Below are 19,200 nucleotides of genomic sequence, written 5' to 3'. Positions count from 1 at the left end.
CGGATGAGACGTCCGGCCCTGCTCCGCCACTGGCTTGCCAGCCACTGGGACGCCAGCCGCTGGAATGCCAGCCACTGGGTAGTGATCGGCGGCAGCCTGTGCCTGGCGCTGTTCTTCGCCTTTCTCGGGCGCCAGGCGCTGGACGAGCGCGAGACCCTCTGGCAACTGCAGATGAACAAGCAGGCGGAAGTCCAGCGCATGGCCCTGCACAGCACCCAGCACGGCCTGCAGGAGCGCGCCCAGCTGCTCGCCGAAACCATCGCCGCCGACGCCTGGGTGGTGGAACTGGTGCGCCAGGCCCACGCCCTGCCGGCCAACGAGCTGGACGCCCTGGCCAGCATCCGCAGCCAGCTCTACACCCGCCTGGCGCCGCGCTGGCGCAACCTGCAGGCGCACCAGACGTTTCGCCTCTACGTGCACCTGGCGCCGGACATCAAGGTGCTGCTGCGGGTACACGAACCCGAACATTTCGGCGACCTGCAGATCGGCTGGCGGCCGATGGTGCTGGAAGCGCTGCGCAGCGCCACCAGCCAGGCCGGCCTGGGCCTGAGCCGCGGCAGCATCGGCATGCGCGCCATCGCCCCGCTGCTGGTCGAGGGCGCAGACACGCCGCTGCAGGTCGGCGCCATCGAGGTGGCCATGGGCGTGCTCGACGACCTCGCCCAGCTCGACCGCGACCTCGGCAGCGGCGTCGCCCTGCTGCTGCGCGAGGAGCTGCTGCTGGGCACCGACAGCGGCGAGGAGCTGCGCGGCCTGGCCAGCGACCCGCAGCGCTGGCGGCTGATGGGCGCTTCGCGGCCGCAGGCACTGGCTTGGCAACGCCAGCAGGCGCTGCCGCCGCCGGCCGCCGGCGATGCGGTGCGCCTGCTGGCCGACGGCGAACGCCACTACCTGCTCAACCAGATCGTCCTGACCAGCTACCGCCAGCGACACGACCCGACCGCCGCGCCGCAGGCCGTGGCCCTGGTGTGGCGCGACGTCAGCGAGCAGTTCGACCTGCACCGCAGCGACAAGCGCTGGCTGGTGGTCAAGTGGCTGCTCGCCTGGTGCGGCGCCGAGGCCCTGCTGCTGGTGCTGCTGCGCACCACCAAGCGCAGCACCCAGCGCCTGATGCAGCGCCAGCAGGCGGCGGTGCGCGAGGCGCGCGCCTACCTGCAGGCGCTGCTCGATTCAGCCACCGGGGTGTCGATCATCGCCACCGATCCGCAGGGCCGCATCAACCTGTTCAATTCCGGCGCCGAACGCCTGCTCGGCTATAGCGCCGCAGAGATGATCGGCAAGCAGACCCCGGCGGTGTTCCACCTCGCCGAGGAGATGCAGGCGCGCGCCGCCGAACTGAGCGCGCAGGCCGGCCGCCCCGTCGAAGGTTTCGAGGTGTTCGTGCACAACCCCCGCGGCGGCGAGCCGGAAACCCGCCAATGGACCTACCGCTGCCAGGACGGCAGCCTGCGCCCGGTCAACCTGACCGTCAGCGCCATGTTCGACGGCAGCGGCCGGATCACCGGCTTCCTCGGCATCGCCAGCGACATCGGCGAACTGCAGCAGGCCACCCGCGCGCTGCAGAAGAGCGAGAGCCGCTTCCGCGGCCTGGTCGCCAACCTGCCCGGGGTGGTCTACCGCTGCGCCAACGACGCCGACTGGAGCATGCGCTACGTCAGCGAGGAGATCCTCAGCCTCAGCGGCTACCCGCCCAGCGACTTCATCGACAACCGCGTGCGCAGCTTCTCCAGCATCGTCCATCCCGACGACCTGGCCATCACCTACCGCGCTGGCGAGGCCATCGAGCGCCAGGAAATCTTCGAACTGACCTACCGCCTGCGCCACGCCGACGGCCACAACGTCTGGGTGCGCGAGAAGGGCCGCGGCGAGTACGACAGCCAGGGCCGGCTGCTGTGGGTCGACGGCTTCCTCTGGGACATCAGCGAGCGCCAGGCCATCGAGGACGAGCTGCGCCTGAGCCAGCAGCGCTTTCGCAATGCCTTCACCACCGCGCCGCAGGGCATGGCCCTGGTCGCCCCGGACGGCCGCTGGCTGGAGGTCAATGACGCGCTGTGCCAGATGCTCGGCTACCCGCGCGAGGAACTGCTGGCCACCTCCTACCAGTCCGTGACCCATCCCGAGGACCTCGAGGCCGACCTGGAGAACGCCCAAGACCTGCTGGCCGGACGGATCAATGCCTACCAGATGGAGAAGCGCTACCTGGACAAGCAGGGTCAGGTGCTCTGGGTGCTGCTCAGCGTGTCGCTGGTGCGCGACGGCGAGGGCCGGCCGGTGCACTTCGTCGCGCAGATCCAGGACTTCAGCGACCGCGTCGCCGCCGAACGCGCGGTACGCGAGCGCGAGCACTACCTGCGCACCCTGCTCGACAACGTCATCGACGCCATCGTCACCATCGACGAGGCGGGCCGCATCGAGACCTTCAACCACGCCGCCGAGCACATCTTCGGCTACCGCCACGCCGAGGTGGCCGGGTGTAACGTCAGCCTGCTGATGCCCGAGCCCTACCGCAGCGCCCACGACGGCTACATCCAGCGCTACCTGCGTACCGGCGAGGCCTGGGTGGTCGGCCAGAGCCGCGAGCTGGAGGGCCTGCGGCGCAGCGGCGAGCGCTTCGCCATGGAGCTGGCGGTGTCGCAGATCAGCCACCAGGGCCAGCGCCGCTTCATCGCGGTGATCCGCGACATCGCCGAGCGCAAGCGCATCGAGCAGATGAAGAACGAATTCGTCTCCACCGTCAGTCACGAACTGCGCACCCCGCTGACCGCCATCGCCGGCTCGCTCGGCCTGATCAACGGCGGCGCCCTCGGCGCGGTGCCGGACACCATGCAGCAGATGCTGGCCATCGCGCAGAGCAACAGCCAGCGCCTCAACGAGCTGATCAACGACCTGCTCGACATGGACAAGCTGGTGGCCGGCAAGATGCACTTCGAGCTGCAGGCGCAGCCGCTGCAACCACTGCTGGAGCAGGCGCTGCTGCACAACCAGCCCTACGCCGACCAGCACCGGGTACGCCTGCGGCTGCAGGTCGAAGGCGACGCGGCGGTACGCGTCGACGGCCAGCGCCTGGCCCAGGTGATGGCCAACCTGCTGTCCAACGCGGCCAAGTTCTCGCCGCCGGGCGGCCAGGTCGAGGTGCGCCTGCAGCGCTGCGCCGAGGTGCTGCGGGTCGCCGTCACCGACCACGGCCCGGGCATCCCCGACGCCTTCAAGCCGCGCATCTTCAGCAAGTTCTCCCAGGCCGACGCCGGCGACACCCGGCAAATGGGCGGCACCGGCCTGGGCCTGGCAATCTGCAAGGAAATCGTCGAACGCATGGGCGGGCATATCGGCTTCGACTCGCGCGAAGGCCGGGGCGCCTGTTTCTGGTTCGAACTGCCCATCACCGGGAGCGAGACATGAGCCAAGCGCCGATACCCCACAACGAGCAGCAGCGGCTGGCCGCGCTGCAGGCCCTGGAGCTGCTCGACACCCCGGCCGAGACGCTGTTCGACCACATCACCGCGCTGGCCGCGCAGATCTGCGCCACCCCCATCGCGCTGATCTCGCTGATCGACGCCGAGCGCCAGTGGTTCAAGAGCCGGGTCGGCCTGGACACCGAGCAGACCGCGCGCGAACTGGCCTTCTGCGCCCACGCCGTGGCCGCCGACGCGCCGCTGGAAGTGGACAACGCCCTGGAGGATGCGCGCTTTCGCGACAATCCGCTGGTCACCGCCGCGCCGCATATCCGCTTCTACGCCGGCATGCCGCTGCACGACCGCCACGGCCTGGCCCTCGGCACCCTGTGCGTGATCGACCGCCAGCCGCGCCACCTCGATGCGCACCAGCGCCAGCAGCTGCAGCACCTGGCGCGGCTCACCGGCGAGCTGTTCGAGCTGCGCCTGCAGGCGCGCCGCCAGGCCGAGCAGAGCGCCATGCACCAGGCCATGCTGGACAACGCCGGCAGCGCGGTGCTGGTGCTCGACCCGCAGGGCCGGGTGCTGCGCAGCAACCCCGAGGCGCAGCAGCTGCTGGAGCATTCGGCCGCGGCCCTGAGCGGCCAGCACATGCCGCGCCTGCTGGTCGAGGCCGGCCAGTTCGAGCGCCTCTGCGCCGCCTGCGCCAACGGCCCGCAGAGCGCCGAGGGGCGCCTGCGCACACGCGGCGGGCAGAGCCTGCCGGTACGCCTGAACCTGTCGCCGATCCGCGCCGAGGAGCAGGCGCTGCAAGGCTACCTGCTGGTGGCCAACGACCTCAGCCAGCGCGACGAGGCGCGCCTGCGCCTGCAGCGCATCGCCGCGCAGCTGCCGGGGATGGTCTACCAGTACCTGCTGCGCGCCGACGGCAGCAGCTGCTTTCCCTATGCCAGCGCCGGCATCCTGGATATCTACGGCTGCGCCCCCGAGGAGGTCGCCGAGGACGCCGCGCCGGCCCTCGCCCGCCTGCACCCGGACGACGCGCCGCAGGTGCGCGCGGCCATCGCCCGCTCGGCGCAAGACCTGAGCACCTGGCACCAGGAATACCGCGTGCTGCACCCGCTGCACGGCCCGCTGTGGGTCGAGGGGCGCGCCGCGCCGCAGCGCCTGCCCGGCGGCGACGTCCTCTGGCACGGCTTCATCAGCGACATCAGCGAACGCAAGCGCGGCGAGCAGCTGCAGAACGAGTTCGTCTCCACCGTCAGCCACGAGCTACGCACCCCGCTGACCGCCATCGCCGGCTCGCTCGGCCTGATCAACGGCGGCGCCCTTGGCGCGGTGCCGGAGGCCATGCGGCAGATGCTGGAGATCGCCCAGAGCAACAGCCAGCGCCTGCGCAAGCTGATCGACGATTTGCTCGACATCGACAAGCTGGTCGCCGGCAAGATGCGCCTCGAGCTGCAGCCGCTGGCCCTGCGCGCGCTGCTGGCGCAGGCGCTGCAAAGCAACCAGCCCTATGCCGAGCGCCATCGGGTGCAGCTGCGCCTGCTGCCCGGCGCCGACTGCCAGGTGCTGGCCGATGCCCAGCGCCTGGAGCAGGTGCTGGCCAACCTGCTGGCCAACGCCGCCAAGTTCTCCGCCGCCGGCCAGCGCGTGGAGCTGAGTGCCGCGCCGCGTGAGGGCTGGGTGCGGATCAGCGTGCGCGACCATGGCCAGGGCATCGCCGAGAGCTTCCAGCCGCGCATCTTCAGCAAGTTCGCCCAGGCCGACGCCGGCGACACCCGCCAGCAGGGCGGCACCGGCCTCGGTCTGGCGATCAGCAAGGAGCTGGTCGAACGCATGGGCGGGCAGATCGGCTTCGACTCGACGCCGGGCCAGGGCAGCACCTTCTGGTTCGACCTGCCGCTGGCTGGGGGCAGCCATCAGTAACGCCAACGGGCTGCGTCTGCAACTGCTCGGCCAGCTGTTCGGCCGCGCCAATCTGCTGGCCTGGGGCGTGCTGGCGCTGGCCCTCGGCGCCACGCTGCTGGCCTGGCACAACCTGCGCCAGAGCCAGAGCGAAGCGGCCGCGCGCCAGCTCGAGCTGCTCGCCGACGAGCTGAGCGAAGCCATAGTCCAGCGCATGCAGAATCAGGAAAGCATCCTGCTCGGCGCCGCCGCCTTGCTCGACACCAGCGACGAGGTCAGCCGCGACGATTGGCGTCGCTATGCCGAGCGCCTGCGCCTGGGCGAGCGCTACCCGGGCATCCAGGGCCTGGGTTTCAGCCAGGTGCTGCGCGCCGAGCAGTTGCCCGCCTTCGAAACCGCGCTGCGCACCGAGGGCTTTATCAACTTCCGCGTGCGCCCGTTCGGCCAGCGCCCGCTGTACAGCGCCATCCGCTATATCGAGCCGTTCGCCGGGCGCAACCTGGTCGCCTTCGGCTTCGACATGCTGTCTGAGCCGGTGCGCCGGGCCGCCATGCTGGATGCCGCGCGCAGCGGCCAGAGCCGCCTGTCCGGGCGGGTCACCCTGGTTCAGGAAACCCACGGCCGGGTGCAGCCGGGCCTGCTGCTGTACGTGCCGGTGTACTGGCCGGGGCAGCCGCTGGACAGCCCCGAGCAACGCCTGGCCGCCCTGCGCGGCTTCGCCTACAGCCCCTACCGGGTGCACGACCTGATGCACGGCATCCTCGGCGGCCGCCAGCGCGAGCTGGACTTCGAGCTCTACGCCAGCCCCGCCGCCGCGGCCGGCGAGCTGCTCTACAGCAGCCGCGGCGATACCCCGGCCAGCACACCGGCCGCCGCCCAGCGCCAGCTGGAGCTGTTCGGCCAAAGCTGGCGCCTGCACTTTCACCATGCCCCGGGCTTTCTCGCCGACGCCCACCGCGGCGAGAGCTCGCTGCTGGCGCTCGGCGGCTGCATCGGCCTGCTGTTGTTCTTCCTGGTCAGCAGCCTCAGCCAGCGCCGCGCGCAGGTGCAGCAACTGGCCGACCGCATTACCGAGCAGCTGCGCCTGAGCGAGGAACGCCTGGCCCTGGCGCTCAAGGGCAGCAACGACGGCTGGTGGGACATCGACCTCAAGGCCGGCAGCTTCTTCGCCTCGGCGCGCGGCTGGCAGATGCTCGGCCACCCCGAACAGGGCCCGCCTGGCTTCGCCGACGACCCGCTGGGCTGGGAGCGCCTGGTGCACCCGGACGACCTGGCGGCGGCGCGTGCCAGCCTGATGCAGGCGCTGCGCCAAGGTGCCACCTACTTCACCATCGACTGCCGCCTGCTGTGCGTCGACGGCACGTCGCTGCCGGTGCTATTGCGCGGCTATATCCAGCGCGGCGCCGACGGCTATCCGCTGCGCATCACCGGTACCACCATGGACCAGAGCGAGGCCAAGCGCATCGAACGGCTGAAAAGCGAGTTCGTCTCCACCGTCAGCCACGAGCTGCGCACCCCGCTGACCGCCATCGCCGGCTCGCTCGGCCTGATCAACGGCGGCGCCCTCGGCGCGGTGCCGGCGGGCATGCAGCAGATGCTCGGCATCGCCCAGGCCAACAGCCAGCGCCTCAGCCACCTGATCAACGACCTGCTGGACATGGACAAGCTGGAAGCCGGCAAGATGCAGTTCGACCTGCAGCCCTGCGCGCTCGCCGAGCAGCTGGCGGAGGCCCTGGCCAGCAACCAGGCCTATGCCGCCCAGCACCAGGTGCAGCTGCGCCTGGCCGAGTGCCCGCCACTGCGGGTGCGGGTCGACGCCATGCGCCTGCAGCAGGTGCTGGCCAACTTCCTCTCCAACGCGGTGAAGTACTCGCCGCCCGGCGCCGACGTGCTGCTGCACGCCGAGCGCCGCGGCGCGCGGGTACGGGTCGCGGTCAGCGACAGCGGCCCGGGCATCGCCGCGGCCTTCCGCGAGCGCGTCTTCGCCAAGTTCTCCCAGGCCGACGCCAGCGACAGCCGCAAGAAGGGCGGTACCGGCCTCGGCCTGGCGATCAGCAAGGAGCTGATCGAGCGCATGGGCGGGCAGATCGGCTTCGACTCCGTCGAGGGCCAGGGTGCCAGCTTCTGGTTCGAGCTGGCCCTGCTCGCCGATCCGCCGGCAGCGGCCACCGATGGCGCGCATCCCGGCCTGCTGGTGGTCGAGGACGAACCGGACATCGCCGCGCTGCTGCGTCAGCTGCTGGAGCATGCCGGCTACCGCGTGCGCCTGGCGCACAGCCTGGCCGAGGCACGCCGCGCCCTGGCCGCCGAGCGTCCGGCGGCGATCAGCCTCGACCTCAAGCTGCCGGACGGCGACGGCCTGCAGCTGGTGCGCGAGCTGCGCGCCGATGCGCGCTACCGCGAGCTGCCGATCCTGGTAGTCTCGGCCGCCTGCGAACAGGGCCGCCTGGCACTCGGCGGCGGCGTGCCGGCGCTGGACTGGCTGAGCAAGCCGATCGACCCGCAGCGCCTGCTCGACAGCCTGGCCCGCGCCCTGCGCGGCCTGCCGGAAAGACCGCGGGTGTTGCACGTCGAGGACGACCACGACCTGCGCCAGGTGGTCGCCGAACAGGGCCGCGAACTGGCCGAGTTCGTCGCCGCCGAGAACCTCGCCCAGGCCCGCCGCCTGCTCGCCGGCCCACCCTTCGACCTGGTCCTGCTCGACCTCGGCCTGCCCGACGGCAACGGTCTGGAGCTGGTCGAGGAACTGCGCCGCAGCCAGCCGCAACTGCCGGTGGTGGTGCTCTCGGCCAGCGAGCTGGATGGCGCCCAGCTGGCCAAGGTACGCTCCGCGCTGGCCAAATCGCGCAACGATGGACAACACTTGCTGCAGCTGCTCACCCGCCTGCTACCCGCCAAGGAGACCGGCCATGACTGAACTCAAGCGCATCCTCCACGTCGAGGACGACCCGTCGATCCAGGCCGTGGCCAAGGTCGCCCTGGAGGCCGTCGGCGGCTTCCAGGTGCTCAGCTGCGCCAGCGGTCAGGAGGCCCTCGACCAGGTACAGGGCTTCGCCCCCGACTTCATCCTGCTCGACGTGATGATGCCCGGCATGGACGGCCCGCAGACCCTGGAGCGGCTGCGCGCGCTGGTCGACATCGGCGAGATCCCGGTGGCCTTCATGACCGCCAAGGTGCAGCCCGGCGAAGTGGCGCATTACCGCAGCCTGGGCGCGCGCGATGTGATAGTGAAACCCTTCGACCCCATGCAGCTCGCCGCCCAGGTGCGCCAGATCTGGAGCCAGCGCCATGGATAAGCACGAAGGCAATGCCATTCCCCAGGCCCTGCAGCAGCACCTGCAGCAGCTCGGCCAGCAGTTCGCCGAGCGCCTGCGCCAGGAGCTGCCGCAACTGGCGCAGCAGGCCGGGCAGTTGCTCGACGCCGCCGGCAACGAGCGCCAGCGCCTGCTGCAAGCCCTGCGCGAGCAGCTGCACCGCCTGGCCGGCAGCGCCGGCACCTTCGGCTTCGTCCAGCTCGGCCAGCAGGCGCGCGAGCTGGAGCAGCAGGCCGAGCGCTGGCTGGAACGCCTGCAGCGCCAGCAGCAGGGCCTCGGCGAGTTCGTCGCGGCGCTGCAGCAGCTGGGCAGCCAGCCGCTGGCCGCGACCGCCGTCGGCGAAGCGCCGCGCCCGGCGCGCAAGGCGACGCGCAGCGATAGCGGCAGCCGGCACATCTACATCCTCGAGGAAGAGGCCGCGGCGGGCGAAAGCATGCGCCTGACGCTGAACAACTTCGGCTACCAGGCCGAGCACTTCAACTCCATCGCCGGCCTCGACGCCGCCCTGCAGCAGCACCTGCCGGACGCGCTGATCGTCGACGTCAACCTGCCCGGGGAAAGCTGCAGTGGCCTGGACTACGCCGCGCGCCTGCAACAGCGCCTGGACGCGCCGCTGCCGCTGCTGGTGCTGACCCAGCAGGACGACTTCGCCACCCAGCTGCAGGCGGTGCGCGCCGGCGCCCTGGGCTTCTTCGCCAAGCCGGTGGACATCCCGCAGCTGGAGAGCCGCCTCGAGCGCTGCTTCGCCCAGCAGCACGGCGAGCCCTACCGGGTGCTGATCGTCGACGACGACCAGGACCTGGCCAGCCGCTACAGCCTGGTGCTGCGCGGCGCCGGCATGCTGGTGGAGGTGCTGCGCGAGCCGGCGCAGATCTTCGCCCACCTGCGCGACTTCAACCCCGAGGTGGTGCTGCTCGACGTCAACATGCCCGACTGCACCGGCCCGGAGCTGGCGCAGATCATCCGCTGCAACGACGACTGGCTGCGCATCCCGATCATCTACCTGTCGGCGGAAACCGACATCGCCAAGCAGATGAGCGCCCTGATCAAGGCCGGCGACGACTTCGTCAGCAAACCCATCTCCGATCATGCCCTGGTCGCCACGGTGTTCTCCCGCGCCCAGCGCGCCCGCCTGCTGTCCAACGCCCTGGCCCGCGACAGCCTGACCGGCCTGCTCAAGCACGGCGACATCAAGGAACAGGTGGCCATCGAACTGGAGCGCGCGCTGCGCAGCGGCGACCGCGCCAGCGTGGCGATGCTCGACATCGACCACTTCAAGCGGGTCAACGACAGCCACGGCCACGCCGCCGGCGACAACGTCATCCGCGCCCTGGCCAACCTGCTGCGCCAGCGCCTGCGGCGCATCGACAGCCTGGGTCGCTACGGCGGCGAGGAGTTCCTCGCGGTGCTGCCGGACTGCCCGCCGGAGCAGGCCAGGCTGATCCTCGACGAGATCCGCCAGCGCTTCGCCGAGCTGCGCTTTATCGCCGAGGGCGGCGAATTCTCCTGCACCCTCAGCGTCGGCATCGCCGGCACCGACGTGCACAGCGACGCCGAGCAACTGCGCGAACGCGCCGACAAGGCGCTGTACGCGGCCAAGCACGGCGGCCGCAACCAGGTGCGCCTGGCCGAATGAGCCGCGCCCGACACGGGCCCTCAGAGCTTGGCGATAGACACCTCGGTGGATTTGACGAAGGCGATCACCTCGCTGCCCACCTGCAGTTCCAGCTCGCGCACCGAGCGGGTGGTGATCACCGAGGTGACGATGCCGGCGGCGGTCTGCACGTCGATCTCCGACAGCACGTCGCCGATGACGATTTCCTTGATGCTGCCCTTGAACTGGTTACGCACGTTGATGGCTTTGATGGTCATGGTGTTGCTCCTGATGGTCGACTGATGGTGCCCGGATGCACTCCGGGGAGTCTTGGGGCCGCCCCGGACAGAGTCCGGGCTACGGGTTTAAAGCGCCCAACGCAATTGCGTGGGCAGGGGTGATAGGGGGTCGGGCGGCGTCGGCAGCTCCGGCTGCGCCAGTACCCGGTCGAGCACGCGCGCTTCCAGCGCGGCCAGCAGCGGCGAGCCGTGCGGGCGCGGACGCAGCAGTTGCACATCCAGGTCGAGGCCGATCTGGCCGTCCTCGATCAGGATCACCCGATCCGCCACGGCCACCGCCTCGGCGACGTCGTGGGTGACCAGCAGCACGGTGAAGCCATGCTGCTGCCACAGGCGCTCGATCAGTTGCTGCATCTCGATGCGGGTAAGCGCATCCAGCGCGCCCAGCGGCTCGTCGAGCAGCAGCAGGCGCGGGCGATGGATCAGCGCCCGGGCCAGCGCCACGCGCTGCTTCTGCCCACCGGACAGCGCCGCCGGCCACTCACCCGCGCGATCGGCCAGGCCGACCGCGGCCAGGGCTTCCTCGGCCTGCTGGCGCCAGTTGCCGGACAGGCCCAGGCCGACGTTGTCGATCACCCGCTTCCAGGGCAGCAGGCGCGCATCCTGGAACATCAGGCGAATGTCCTCGCGCACCGCGTTGAGCGCAACGCTGCCGGCCAGCAACTGGCCGCCGCTGGGCTGATCCAGCCCGGCCAGCAGGCGCAGCAAGGTGCTCTTGCCGCAGCCGCTGCGGCCGACCACGGCGACGAACTGGCCGGCCGGGATATGCAGGTCGATGCCCTTGAGCACCCGGCGCTCGCCGAAGGATTTCTCGATTTTCTCGATCGCCAGGGGAATGCCCTGACGAATGCTGTGCAGTGCGGTCATTGCCCACCTGCCTTGGCCTGGTAGGCCGGGTGCCAACGCAGCCACACCCGCTCCAGGCCCCTCGCGACGACGTCGGCCAGCTTGCCGAGCAGCGCATAGAGCAGGATCGCCAGCACCACCACGTCGGTCTGCAGGAACTCGCGGGCGTTCATCGCCAGGTAGCCGATGCCGCTGCTGGCGGAGATGGTTTCCGCCACGATCAGCGTGAGCCACATAAAGCCCAGGGCGAAGCGCACACCGACCAGGATCGACGGCAGCGCACCGGGCAGGATCACCTGGCGGAACAGGGCGAAGCCCGACAGGCCATAGCTGCGCGCCATCTCCACCAGCGCCGGGTCGACGTTGCGGATGCCGTGGTAGGTGTTGAGGTAGATGGGGAACAGGGTGCCGAGCGCGACCAGGAACACCTTGGCCGCCTCGTCGATGCCGAACCACAGGATCACCAGCGGGATCAGTGCCAGGTGCGGCACGTTGCGGATCATCTGCACCGAGCTGTCGAGAAAGCGCTCACCCCATTTCGACAGCCCGGTGATAAAGCCCAGCAGCAGGCCGATGCCGCCGCCGATGGCGAAACCGATGCCGGCGCGCTGACCGCTGATCGCCAGGTGCTGCCAGATTTCGCCGGAGGCCAGCAGCTGCCAGCCGGCGGCGAGCACCGCGCTGGGCGCCGGCAGGATGCGGCTGGACAGCCAGCCGCTGGCCACCGCCAGCTGCCAGGCGGCCAGCAGCCCCAGCGGCAAGGCCCAGGGCGCGGCGCGCAGGGCCAATGTGTTAAGGGTCGTGTTGCTCATGGTTGCCTCGAAGAATCCTGTGTTTCTGTTCCCGGATTGCATTTGCGGACCGCCGTGGGAGCGAGCGGGATGCTTTTCAGCTCGCCGAAGCCGCCTTCGGCAGGATGTCGCTGGAGATCATTTCGCCGAACGGGCTGACGTAGCCGCGACTCTCCGGACGCTGCGGCTGGGCCACGTCCAGGTGCGGGAACAGCAGTTCGGCGACCCGGTACGACTCCTCCAGATGCGGGTAGCCGGAGAAGATGAAGGTGTCGATGCCCAGCTCGGCATACTCCTTGACCCGCGCCGCCACGGTCGGGCCATCGCCCACCAGCGCGGTGCCGGCGCCGCCGCGCACCAGGCCGACACCGGCCCAGAGGTTCGGCGACACTTCCAGGTTGTCCGTCTTGCCGCCGTGCAGGGCGGCCATACGCTGCTGGCCGACCGAGTCGAAGCGCGCCAGCGACGCCTGCGCGCGGTCGATGGTGTCCTGATCCAGGTGACTGATCAGGCGATCCGCCGCGGCCCAGGCTTCCTCGTTGGTCTCACGCACTATCACGTGCAGGCGAATGCCGAAGCGCACTTCACGGCCCTGCCTGGCCGCCTTCTCGCGCACCTGGGCGATCTTCTCGGCCACCGCGGCCGGCGGCTCGCCCCAGGTCAGGTACAGCTCGACCTGCTCGGCGGCCAGGTCCTGCGCCGCGTCGGAGGAACCGCCGAAATACAGCGGCGGACGCGGCTGCTGGATCGGCGGGTAGAGCAGCTTGGCGCCCTTGACCTGGATGTGCTGGCCGGCGTAGTCGACGGTTTCGCCTTCCAGCACGCGGCGCCAGATGCGGGTGAACTCGACCGACGCCTCGTAACGCTCGGCATGCGACAGGTGCAGGCCATCGCCGGCCAGCTCGTCCGGGTCGCCGCCGGTCACCAGGTTGAACAGCGCGCGGCCGTTCGACAGGCGATCCAGGGTCGCCGCCTGGCGCGCGGCCACGGTCGGCGAAATAATCCCCGGGCGCAGGGCGACCAGGAACTTCAGGGTCTGCGTCACCGGGATCAGCGAGGCCGCCACCAGCCAGGAGTCCTCGCAGGAACGCCCGGTGGGGATCAGCACGCCGCCGTAGCCGAGGCGGTCGGCGGCCTGGGCGATCTGCGCCAGGTAGCCGTGGTCGACGGCGCGCGCGCCTTCGGCGGTGCCCAGGTACTTGCCATCACCATGGGTAGGCAGGAACCAGAAGATATTGAGGCTCATGGAGGGGTCTCCTTGGATTCGCTCCCCTCTCCCGCCGGGAGAGGGGCTGGGGGTGAGGGTTCTATTGCGCCTGGGCGACCTTGGCCGGCTGCCGCCAGATCACCTCGGCAATGCTCAGGCGCTTGGGGATCAGCTTCAGCTCGCTAAAGGTGTCGGCGATCTTCTGCTGCGCACTCACCACCTCGGCGGTGATCAGCTGCGCGCCGTAGCTCTGCCGCTGCACCGCGGTGCGGGTGATCTCGGGGGACAGGCCCAGCAGCGGTGCAACCTGGGCGGTGGCCTGGTCGACGTTGGCGCGGGTCCACTCGCCGGTCTTGCGGATTTCTTCCACCAGGGCGACCACTACCTCGGGGTGCTTTTCGGCGAAGGGGCGCGCGGCCAGGTAGAACTGGTGGTTGCTCACCAGGCCCTGGCCGTCGCGCAGGGTGCGGGCCTGCAGCTGCTGTTCGGCGGCAGCCTGGAAGGGGTCCCAGATCACCCAGGCATCGACGCTGCCACGCTCGAAGGCGGCGCGGGCATCGGCTGGCGGCAGGTACACGGGGGTGATATCGGTGATGCTCAGACCGGCTTCCTCCAGTGCGCGCACCAGCAGGTAATGCACGTTGGAGCCCTTGTTCAGGGCGACCTTCTTGCCCTTGAGTTCGGCCACCGTTTTGATCGGTGAATCCTTGGGCAGCAGAATCGCCTCGCTGAGCGGCGCCGGCGGCTCGAACGCCACGTAGAGCAGGTCGGCACCGGCGGCCTGGGCGAATACCGGCGGCGTCTCGCCCGTGGTGCCGAAGTCGATGGAGCCCACGTTGAGCCCTTCGAGCAGCTGCGGGCCGGCCGGGAACTCGGTCCACTGCACCTTGACGCCCTGTGCGGCCAGGCGCTTCTCCAACGCACCGCTGGATTTGAGCAGCACCGGGGTGCCGTATTTCTGATAACCGATCCGCAGCGTCTCGGCTTGAGCTTGAGTGATGGCGCCGAAGGAAATGGCCGCGGCAAACAGGGCGACCAGACTCCGACGCAAAGTGTTGGCGCCCATGGCGACCTCCTTTGCAAGTTGAGTGTGGGCCTGCTTGCCCGTTGGCGGGCGAGTAAGGCGGGGTATTACGGGTGGATCAAATACTCCAGCGGGCGTTTACCAGCCGGTCGTTCAACAGCTTCGGATCGATCGGTTGCGGCCGCCGCGCCAGTGCGGCGAGCAGCTGTTCGACCGACTCGTCGAGGCGTTCGCGCAGCTCCTCGTCGAGCTGCGCAGGCTCGCCGCCTTCCGGGTAGGCGATCTGCTGGTCCACGGCGAACACGCCGGAGAGCATTTCCTGCGCCTTCAGCGCGGCCAGCACCGGCTTGAGCGCGTAATCCACCGCCAGCAGATGGGCCGGGCTGCCGCCACTGGCCAGCGGCAGGACCACCTTGTGCGCCAGGGCCCGCTCGGGCAGCAGGTCCAGCAGCACCTTCAGCGCGCCGGTGAAGGACGCCTTGTACACCGGCGTGCCGACCACCAAACCATCGGCGCTGGCCACCACGGCCCGCAGCTGCTGCACCGCCGGGCTGCCTGCGCGCGCATGCAGCAGGTCCTCGGCGGGAAAATCGCGCACCCGCAGCAGGCTCACTTCCACCTGCTGCGCCTCCAGACGCCGGCGCACATGGTCCAGCAGCACTTCGGTGCGCGAACGCGCCGCGGGGCTGCCGGACAGCAACACGACATGCATGGTCAGTCCTTAGCGATTCGGCTGCGGGGTCAGACGCAGGTAGGGTTTGACCGCGCGATAGCCCTTGGGGAAGCGCTCGGCGATCTCGGCCTCGTCCTTGAGCGACGGCACTATCACCACCTCGTCACCGTCCTGCCAGTTGGCCGGGGTGGCGACCTTGTGATTGTCGGTCAGCTGCAGCGAATCGACCACGCGCAGGATCTCGTGGAAGTTGCGCCCGGTGCTGGCCGGGTAGGTGATGGTCAGGCGCACCTTCTTGTGCGGGTCGATGACGAACAGCGAACGCACGGTCAGGGTGTCGTTGGCGTTCGGGTGGATCAGGTCGTAGAGGCCCGAGACCTTGCGGTCGGCATCGGCGATGATCGGGAAGTTGACCGCGGTGTTCTGCGTCTCGTTGATGTCGTCGATCCATTTCAGGTGCGAGTCCACCGGGTCGACCGACAGGGCGATGGCCTTGACGCCGCGCTGGGCGAATTCGTCCTTGAGCTTGGCGGTAAAGCCCAGTTCGGTGGTGCACACCGGGGTGAAATCGGCCGGGTGGGAGAAGAGGATGCCCCAGCTATCGCCCAGCCAGTCGTGGAAACGAATGCGGCCTGCGCTGGAATCCTGTTCGAAGTCGGGGGCGATGTCGCCCAGACGAATACTCATGGTGGCGCTCCTGTGCCAGTGGCTTGCGTGGGGCTCACTATGCTGAGGAACGCAGAGAAACAAAAAGAATAAATAAAAATTTATTTATAACTTAAAGCTATTTAAACGAAACGAATGGAACCGCCCCATGCCCAACCCGAGCCTGCACAGCGTCCCCGGGGACCAGGCGCCGATGCACCTTTTGCTGGAAGCCGATCCCAGCGCTGAGGCGATCGCCGGCTATCTGCACGACTGCCACTGCGTGGTGGCACGCCTGGGCCGAACAACCGTCGGCGTCTACCTGCTCAAAGCGCTGACGCCCGGCACCTGGGAGCTGATGAACATCGCCGTGGCGCCCGAGCACCAGGGCCAGGGCATCGGCCGCCTGCTGCTGGACGACGCCATCACCCAGTCCCGACTACTGGGCGCGCGGCGCCTGGAGCTGGGCACCGGCAGTTTCGGCCACCAGCTGACCTTCTACCAGCGCGCCGGCTTTCGCGTGGTGGCGGTGGAGCCGGATTACTTCCTCACCCACTACCCCGAGCCGCTGTTCGAGCACGGCCTGCAGCACAGGGACCGGCTGCGCCTGGCATTGACCCTATAGCAGCAGATGCACCGCCAGGCCGACCAGGGCGCAACCGGCGATGGTCTCGATCACCCCGCGCTTGAACAGGAACAGGGCCAGCGCCGCGCCCAGGGCGATCAGCGCCGAAGGCCAGTCGAAGCGGCCGGCGAAGCCCTCCGGCCAGAGCACGTGGTAACCGAAGAACAGCGCCAGGTTGAGGATCACCCCGACCACCGCCGCGGTGATGCCGGTCAGCGGCGCGGTGAATTTCAGCTCGCCGTGGGTCGACTCCACCAGCGGCCCGCCGGCGAGGATGAACAGAAACGACGGCAGGAAGGTGAACCAGGTGACCAGGCAGGCCGCCAGCGCGCCACTGGCGAAGGCCGAGTCGGCGCCGAACACCGGCTGCCCATAGGCGCCGACGAAGGCGACGAAGGCCACCACCATGATCAGCGGCCCCGGCGTGGTCTCGCCCAGGGCCAGGCCGTCGATCATCTGCGTCGGCGTCACCCAGCCGTAATGGCCGATGGCGCCCTGGTAGACGTAGGGCAGCACCGCGTAGGCGCCGCCGAAGGTGAGCAGCGCGGCCTTGGTGAAGAACCAGCCCATCTGCGTCAGGCTGCCGTCCCAGCCGAACAGCGCGGTGAGCAGGCCCATGGGTAGCAGCCACAGCGCAGCGCCCACCAGCAGGATCAGCGCCAGGCGCGGCCAACGAAAGCGGGTATGCGCCGGCGGGGGCGTGTCGTCGTCGATCAGCGCCGCGCCATAGGACTTGTCCGCCGCACCGTGGCCGCCGCCGACGGCGAAATGCTGCGGCGCCAGGCGCCCGCCGAGATAACCGAGCAGCGCGGCGCCGAGCACGATCAGCGGGAACGGCAGCTGCAGCACGAAGATGGCGACGAAGGCCGCCGCGGCAATCGCCCACAGCCAGCGATTCTTCAGCGCCCGGCCGCCGATGCGCCAGGCCGCCTGCACCACGATGGCGGTCACCGCCGGCTTGATGCCGTAGAAGATCCCGGCCACCAGCGGCACGTCGCCGAAGGCGATATAGACCCAGGACAGGACGATCAGGATCAGCAGCGACGGCAGCACGAACAGCACCCCGGCGATCACCCCGCCCCAGGTGCGGTGCAGCAGCCAGCCGATATAGGTGGCCAACTGCTGCGCCTCCGGCCCGGGCAGCAACATGCAGTAGTTCAGCGCATGCAGAAAACGCCGCTCGGACAGCCAGCGGCGCTTCTCCACCAGCTCCTGGTGCATGATCGCGATCTGCCCGGCCGGCCCGCCGAAGCTGATCAGCCCCAGCTTGAGCCAGAACCAGAAGGCCTGCAGCAGACTGACGGGGGCGGGTCGCTCACCAGCATCGGACATCGAATGCACTCCACGGGGTAAAAATCGGCCGATCACTATAGCCGCTCGCTATGCCACAAGCATGACCCTGCACGGAAAATCACCAGCGCCGCGCAGCCCCGATGCCGCCTGGCCCGACGCGGTTTTCCCGCATCTTATCCACAGCGCTTTCCCCAGATTCTGTGCATGAGCGTGCGGATGACCTCATGGCCACCCGCCACTGTTGAAAATTCGGGGCAAGGCATTGATCCACAAGGATATAGCGCCTGGCGATAACCCCTATGAGGCGCCCTTGAACAAAAACTGCACGGCCCCCGCCAGACCGCCTGAACGCTGGGCGGCAGCGGCTTTTGCGCAGTTTATCCACAGGACTGCCAACAGATTCTGTGGGTGGTAAGGGAGGCCTCGACCCCCGCCCTTCCAGGCGGATACCGATAGCGACGCAGGCGCAATGGCATTTCGCCCACTCGGCATGGACAGGCTCGCTATGGATGGACTAGTTTCGGGCGTGAATCTGCTGGCGCAGTCGATCCAGCAGCTTGGGCTTGCCGTCATCCCTGTCGCGTTTCTCCCTGAGTGCTGTCGCGTTTACCGCGAGCATCTTCAGGCCAGACAAGGACTTGCAGGACGACAAGGAAGGTTATGCGACAGCTGTCGTGGGCAAACGCGACAGCCGTGTCGCCTAATTAATAGTTAGCTAACCGCATTTTGCTTAATGGTTTTTTGCACGGTGTACATCCGCAATATCGCTCCATTGCTTTCGGGTTTACAGCGGTTCGAAATTTGCGTTTACTGAACGATCGCCGCCACTATCGGGGCACGTTGAAATTGCGGCTCGACAGCAACATCGAAACATTGAAGTTATTGCGTTTCGCCAAGTTCATTGCGCAACGCGTTACAAGCGGGAAAGCGGTGCTTTAAATTATGCGTACATCCGAGCGTCTAACAATTGGTATATGGACTCTCCCCGCAAGTAGCGAGCAAAGCTTTGCTTTTGCGCCTGTCGTCAGCGCGGTTGCATTCGTATATCCGGCCTTGAGTCGGGCATCGCCCTGGCCATTCTGTAGTTCGCGCAGCGGGGGCCAAGCGTTCAATCGATCATGCAGATCATGATTGTTATCGGCCTTGTTCCGCTGCAGGACTCGCCTGTTCCGACAGTGCTGCTGCTCACCACAACCACCAGAAAACCACCCTCCTGATTACCCCCGCCGTCAGGCGGGCTTCGCACTTTGCCAGTCTCCGCTGAAACGCCGCTCATGGCACCACACCGCCCAGCAGATCCGCACCAGCTTGTTCGCCAAGGCCACCGCCGCCTTGTTGTGACCAATACGGGCCGCGGTCTCGACGGCCCAGCGCTGCAGCGGCGTCAGTTTCTCCGGCGTGCGTGCCTGACAACGCTGGGCCGCCAGCAGCGCCGCGCGCGAGCCATGGATCAGCAAGGTGCGCACGTAAACATTGCCCTGTCGGCTGATATGCCCCAGCTTGCGCCGCTCGCCGCTGCTGAACTCGCGGGGCGTCATGCCCAGCCAGGCACTGAGTTGCCGGCCACTGGCAAAGCGTTCGGGCCTGCC

Annotated in this window: 15 protein-coding genes; 6 read left to right on the top strand and 9 right to left on the bottom strand. The window is 68.8% G+C overall.

Annotated features, from left to right (window positions below; translation table 11 throughout):
* Positions 1–3 precede the first annotated feature (3 nt).
* The 5 genes from ACIGFL_RS00075 to ACIGFL_RS00055 are packed head-to-tail and all read left to right on the top strand — an operon-like array spanning position 4 to position 10,250.
* A complete protein-coding gene (locus ACIGFL_RS00075) occupies positions 4–3,399 on the top strand; it encodes a PAS domain S-box protein (RefSeq protein ID WP_397495707.1) in 3,396 nt (1,131 codons plus the stop codon).
* A complete protein-coding gene (locus ACIGFL_RS00070) occupies positions 3,396–5,321 on the top strand; it encodes an ATP-binding protein (protein ID WP_397495706.1) in 1,926 nt (641 codons plus the stop codon). Before ACIGFL_RS00075 ends, ACIGFL_RS00070 begins: the two co-directional genes overlap by 4 nt.
* A complete protein-coding gene (locus ACIGFL_RS00065) occupies positions 5,314–8,217 on the top strand; it encodes a CHASE domain-containing protein (RefSeq protein WP_397496608.1) in 2,904 nt (967 codons plus the stop codon). Before ACIGFL_RS00070 ends, ACIGFL_RS00065 begins: the two co-directional genes overlap by 8 nt.
* On the top strand, positions 8,210–8,596 hold the full coding sequence (locus tag ACIGFL_RS00060; RefSeq protein ID WP_021445650.1) for a response regulator: 387 nt from the start codon (positions 8,210–8,212) through the stop codon (positions 8,594–8,596). Before ACIGFL_RS00065 ends, ACIGFL_RS00060 begins: the two co-directional genes overlap by 8 nt.
* On the top strand, positions 8,589–10,250 hold the full coding sequence (locus ACIGFL_RS00055) for a diguanylate cyclase (protein ID WP_397495705.1): 1,662 nt from the start codon (positions 8,589–8,591) through the stop codon (positions 10,248–10,250). The genes ACIGFL_RS00060 and ACIGFL_RS00055 overlap by 8 nt, the downstream gene beginning before the upstream one ends.
* Positions 10,251–10,270: 20 nt before the next feature.
* On the opposite strand, the gene ACIGFL_RS00050 is transcribed toward ACIGFL_RS00055, so the two are convergent.
* The 7 genes from ACIGFL_RS00050 to ACIGFL_RS00020 all read right to left on the bottom strand — a co-directional run bounded on the left by ACIGFL_RS00050 (position 10,271) and on the right by ACIGFL_RS00020 (position 15,735).
* A complete protein-coding gene (locus ACIGFL_RS00050; RefSeq protein ID WP_003242436.1) occupies positions 10,271–10,486 on the bottom strand; it encodes a molybdopterin-binding protein in 216 nt (71 codons plus the stop codon).
* An 87-nt stretch (positions 10,487–10,573) separates the two neighbouring features.
* The gene (gene ssuB, locus ACIGFL_RS00045; protein WP_397495704.1) at positions 10,574–11,374 is read right to left on the bottom strand and encodes an aliphatic sulfonates ABC transporter ATP-binding protein; all 801 of its coding nucleotides are present in this window, start codon (positions 11,372–11,374) and stop codon (positions 10,574–10,576) included.
* Positions 11,371–12,165 (bottom strand): aliphatic sulfonate ABC transporter permease SsuC, encoded by a 795-nt coding sequence (gene ssuC, locus ACIGFL_RS00040; protein WP_397495703.1) that lies wholly within the window; start codon positions 12,163–12,165, stop codon positions 11,371–11,373. The genes ssuB and ssuC overlap by 4 nt, the downstream gene beginning before the upstream one ends.
* Positions 12,166–12,241: 76 nt before the next feature.
* On the bottom strand, positions 12,242–13,390 hold the full coding sequence (ssuD, locus tag ACIGFL_RS00035) for an FMNH2-dependent alkanesulfonate monooxygenase (RefSeq protein ID WP_397495702.1): 1,149 nt from the start codon (positions 13,388–13,390) through the stop codon (positions 12,242–12,244).
* A gap of 61 nt (positions 13,391–13,451) precedes the next feature.
* On the bottom strand, positions 13,452–14,417 hold the full coding sequence (locus ACIGFL_RS00030; RefSeq protein ID WP_397495701.1) for a sulfonate ABC transporter substrate-binding protein: 966 nt from the start codon (positions 14,415–14,417) through the stop codon (positions 13,452–13,454).
* 76 nt (positions 14,418–14,493) lie between these two features.
* A complete protein-coding gene (gene ssuE, locus ACIGFL_RS00025; RefSeq protein WP_397495700.1) occupies positions 14,494–15,087 on the bottom strand; it encodes an NADPH-dependent FMN reductase in 594 nt (197 codons plus the stop codon).
* Between the two features lie 9 nt (positions 15,088–15,096).
* Positions 15,097–15,735 carry a peroxiredoxin gene (locus tag ACIGFL_RS00020; RefSeq protein WP_397495699.1) on the bottom strand — a complete coding sequence of 213 codons (639 nt, stop codon included), beginning with the start codon at positions 15,733–15,735 and terminating at the stop codon, positions 15,097–15,099.
* A 127-nt stretch (positions 15,736–15,862) separates the two neighbouring features.
* On the opposite strand from ACIGFL_RS00020, the gene ACIGFL_RS00015 reads away from it, so the two are divergent.
* Positions 15,863–16,318, top strand: a complete 456-nt coding sequence (locus ACIGFL_RS00015) for a GNAT family N-acetyltransferase (RefSeq protein WP_397495698.1) — start codon at positions 15,863–15,865, stop codon at positions 16,316–16,318.
* Here the strand turns inward: ACIGFL_RS00015 and chrA are convergent.
* Together chrA and ACIGFL_RS00005 are read right to left on the bottom strand one after the other, a co-directional pair.
* Complete coding sequence (chrA, locus tag ACIGFL_RS00010; RefSeq protein WP_397495697.1) at positions 16,313–17,650, bottom strand: chromate efflux transporter; 1,338 nt, start codon at positions 17,648–17,650, stop codon at positions 16,313–16,315. The genes ACIGFL_RS00015 and chrA overlap by 6 nt on opposite strands.
* A gap of 1,190 nt (positions 17,651–18,840) precedes the next feature.
* Positions 18,841–19,200 (bottom strand): transposase (locus ACIGFL_RS00005; RefSeq protein WP_397495696.1); only part of this gene is annotated, 360 nt, incomplete at its 5' end.

The organism is Pseudomonas sp. NPDC077649 (assembly GCF_044542855.1).
In the GTDB taxonomy this organism is placed as follows: domain Bacteria; phylum Pseudomonadota; class Gammaproteobacteria; order Pseudomonadales; family Pseudomonadaceae; genus Aquipseudomonas.
The sequence above is the reverse complement of the archived record's forward strand: the minus strand, read 5'-3'. Positions and strand labels throughout refer to the sequence as shown.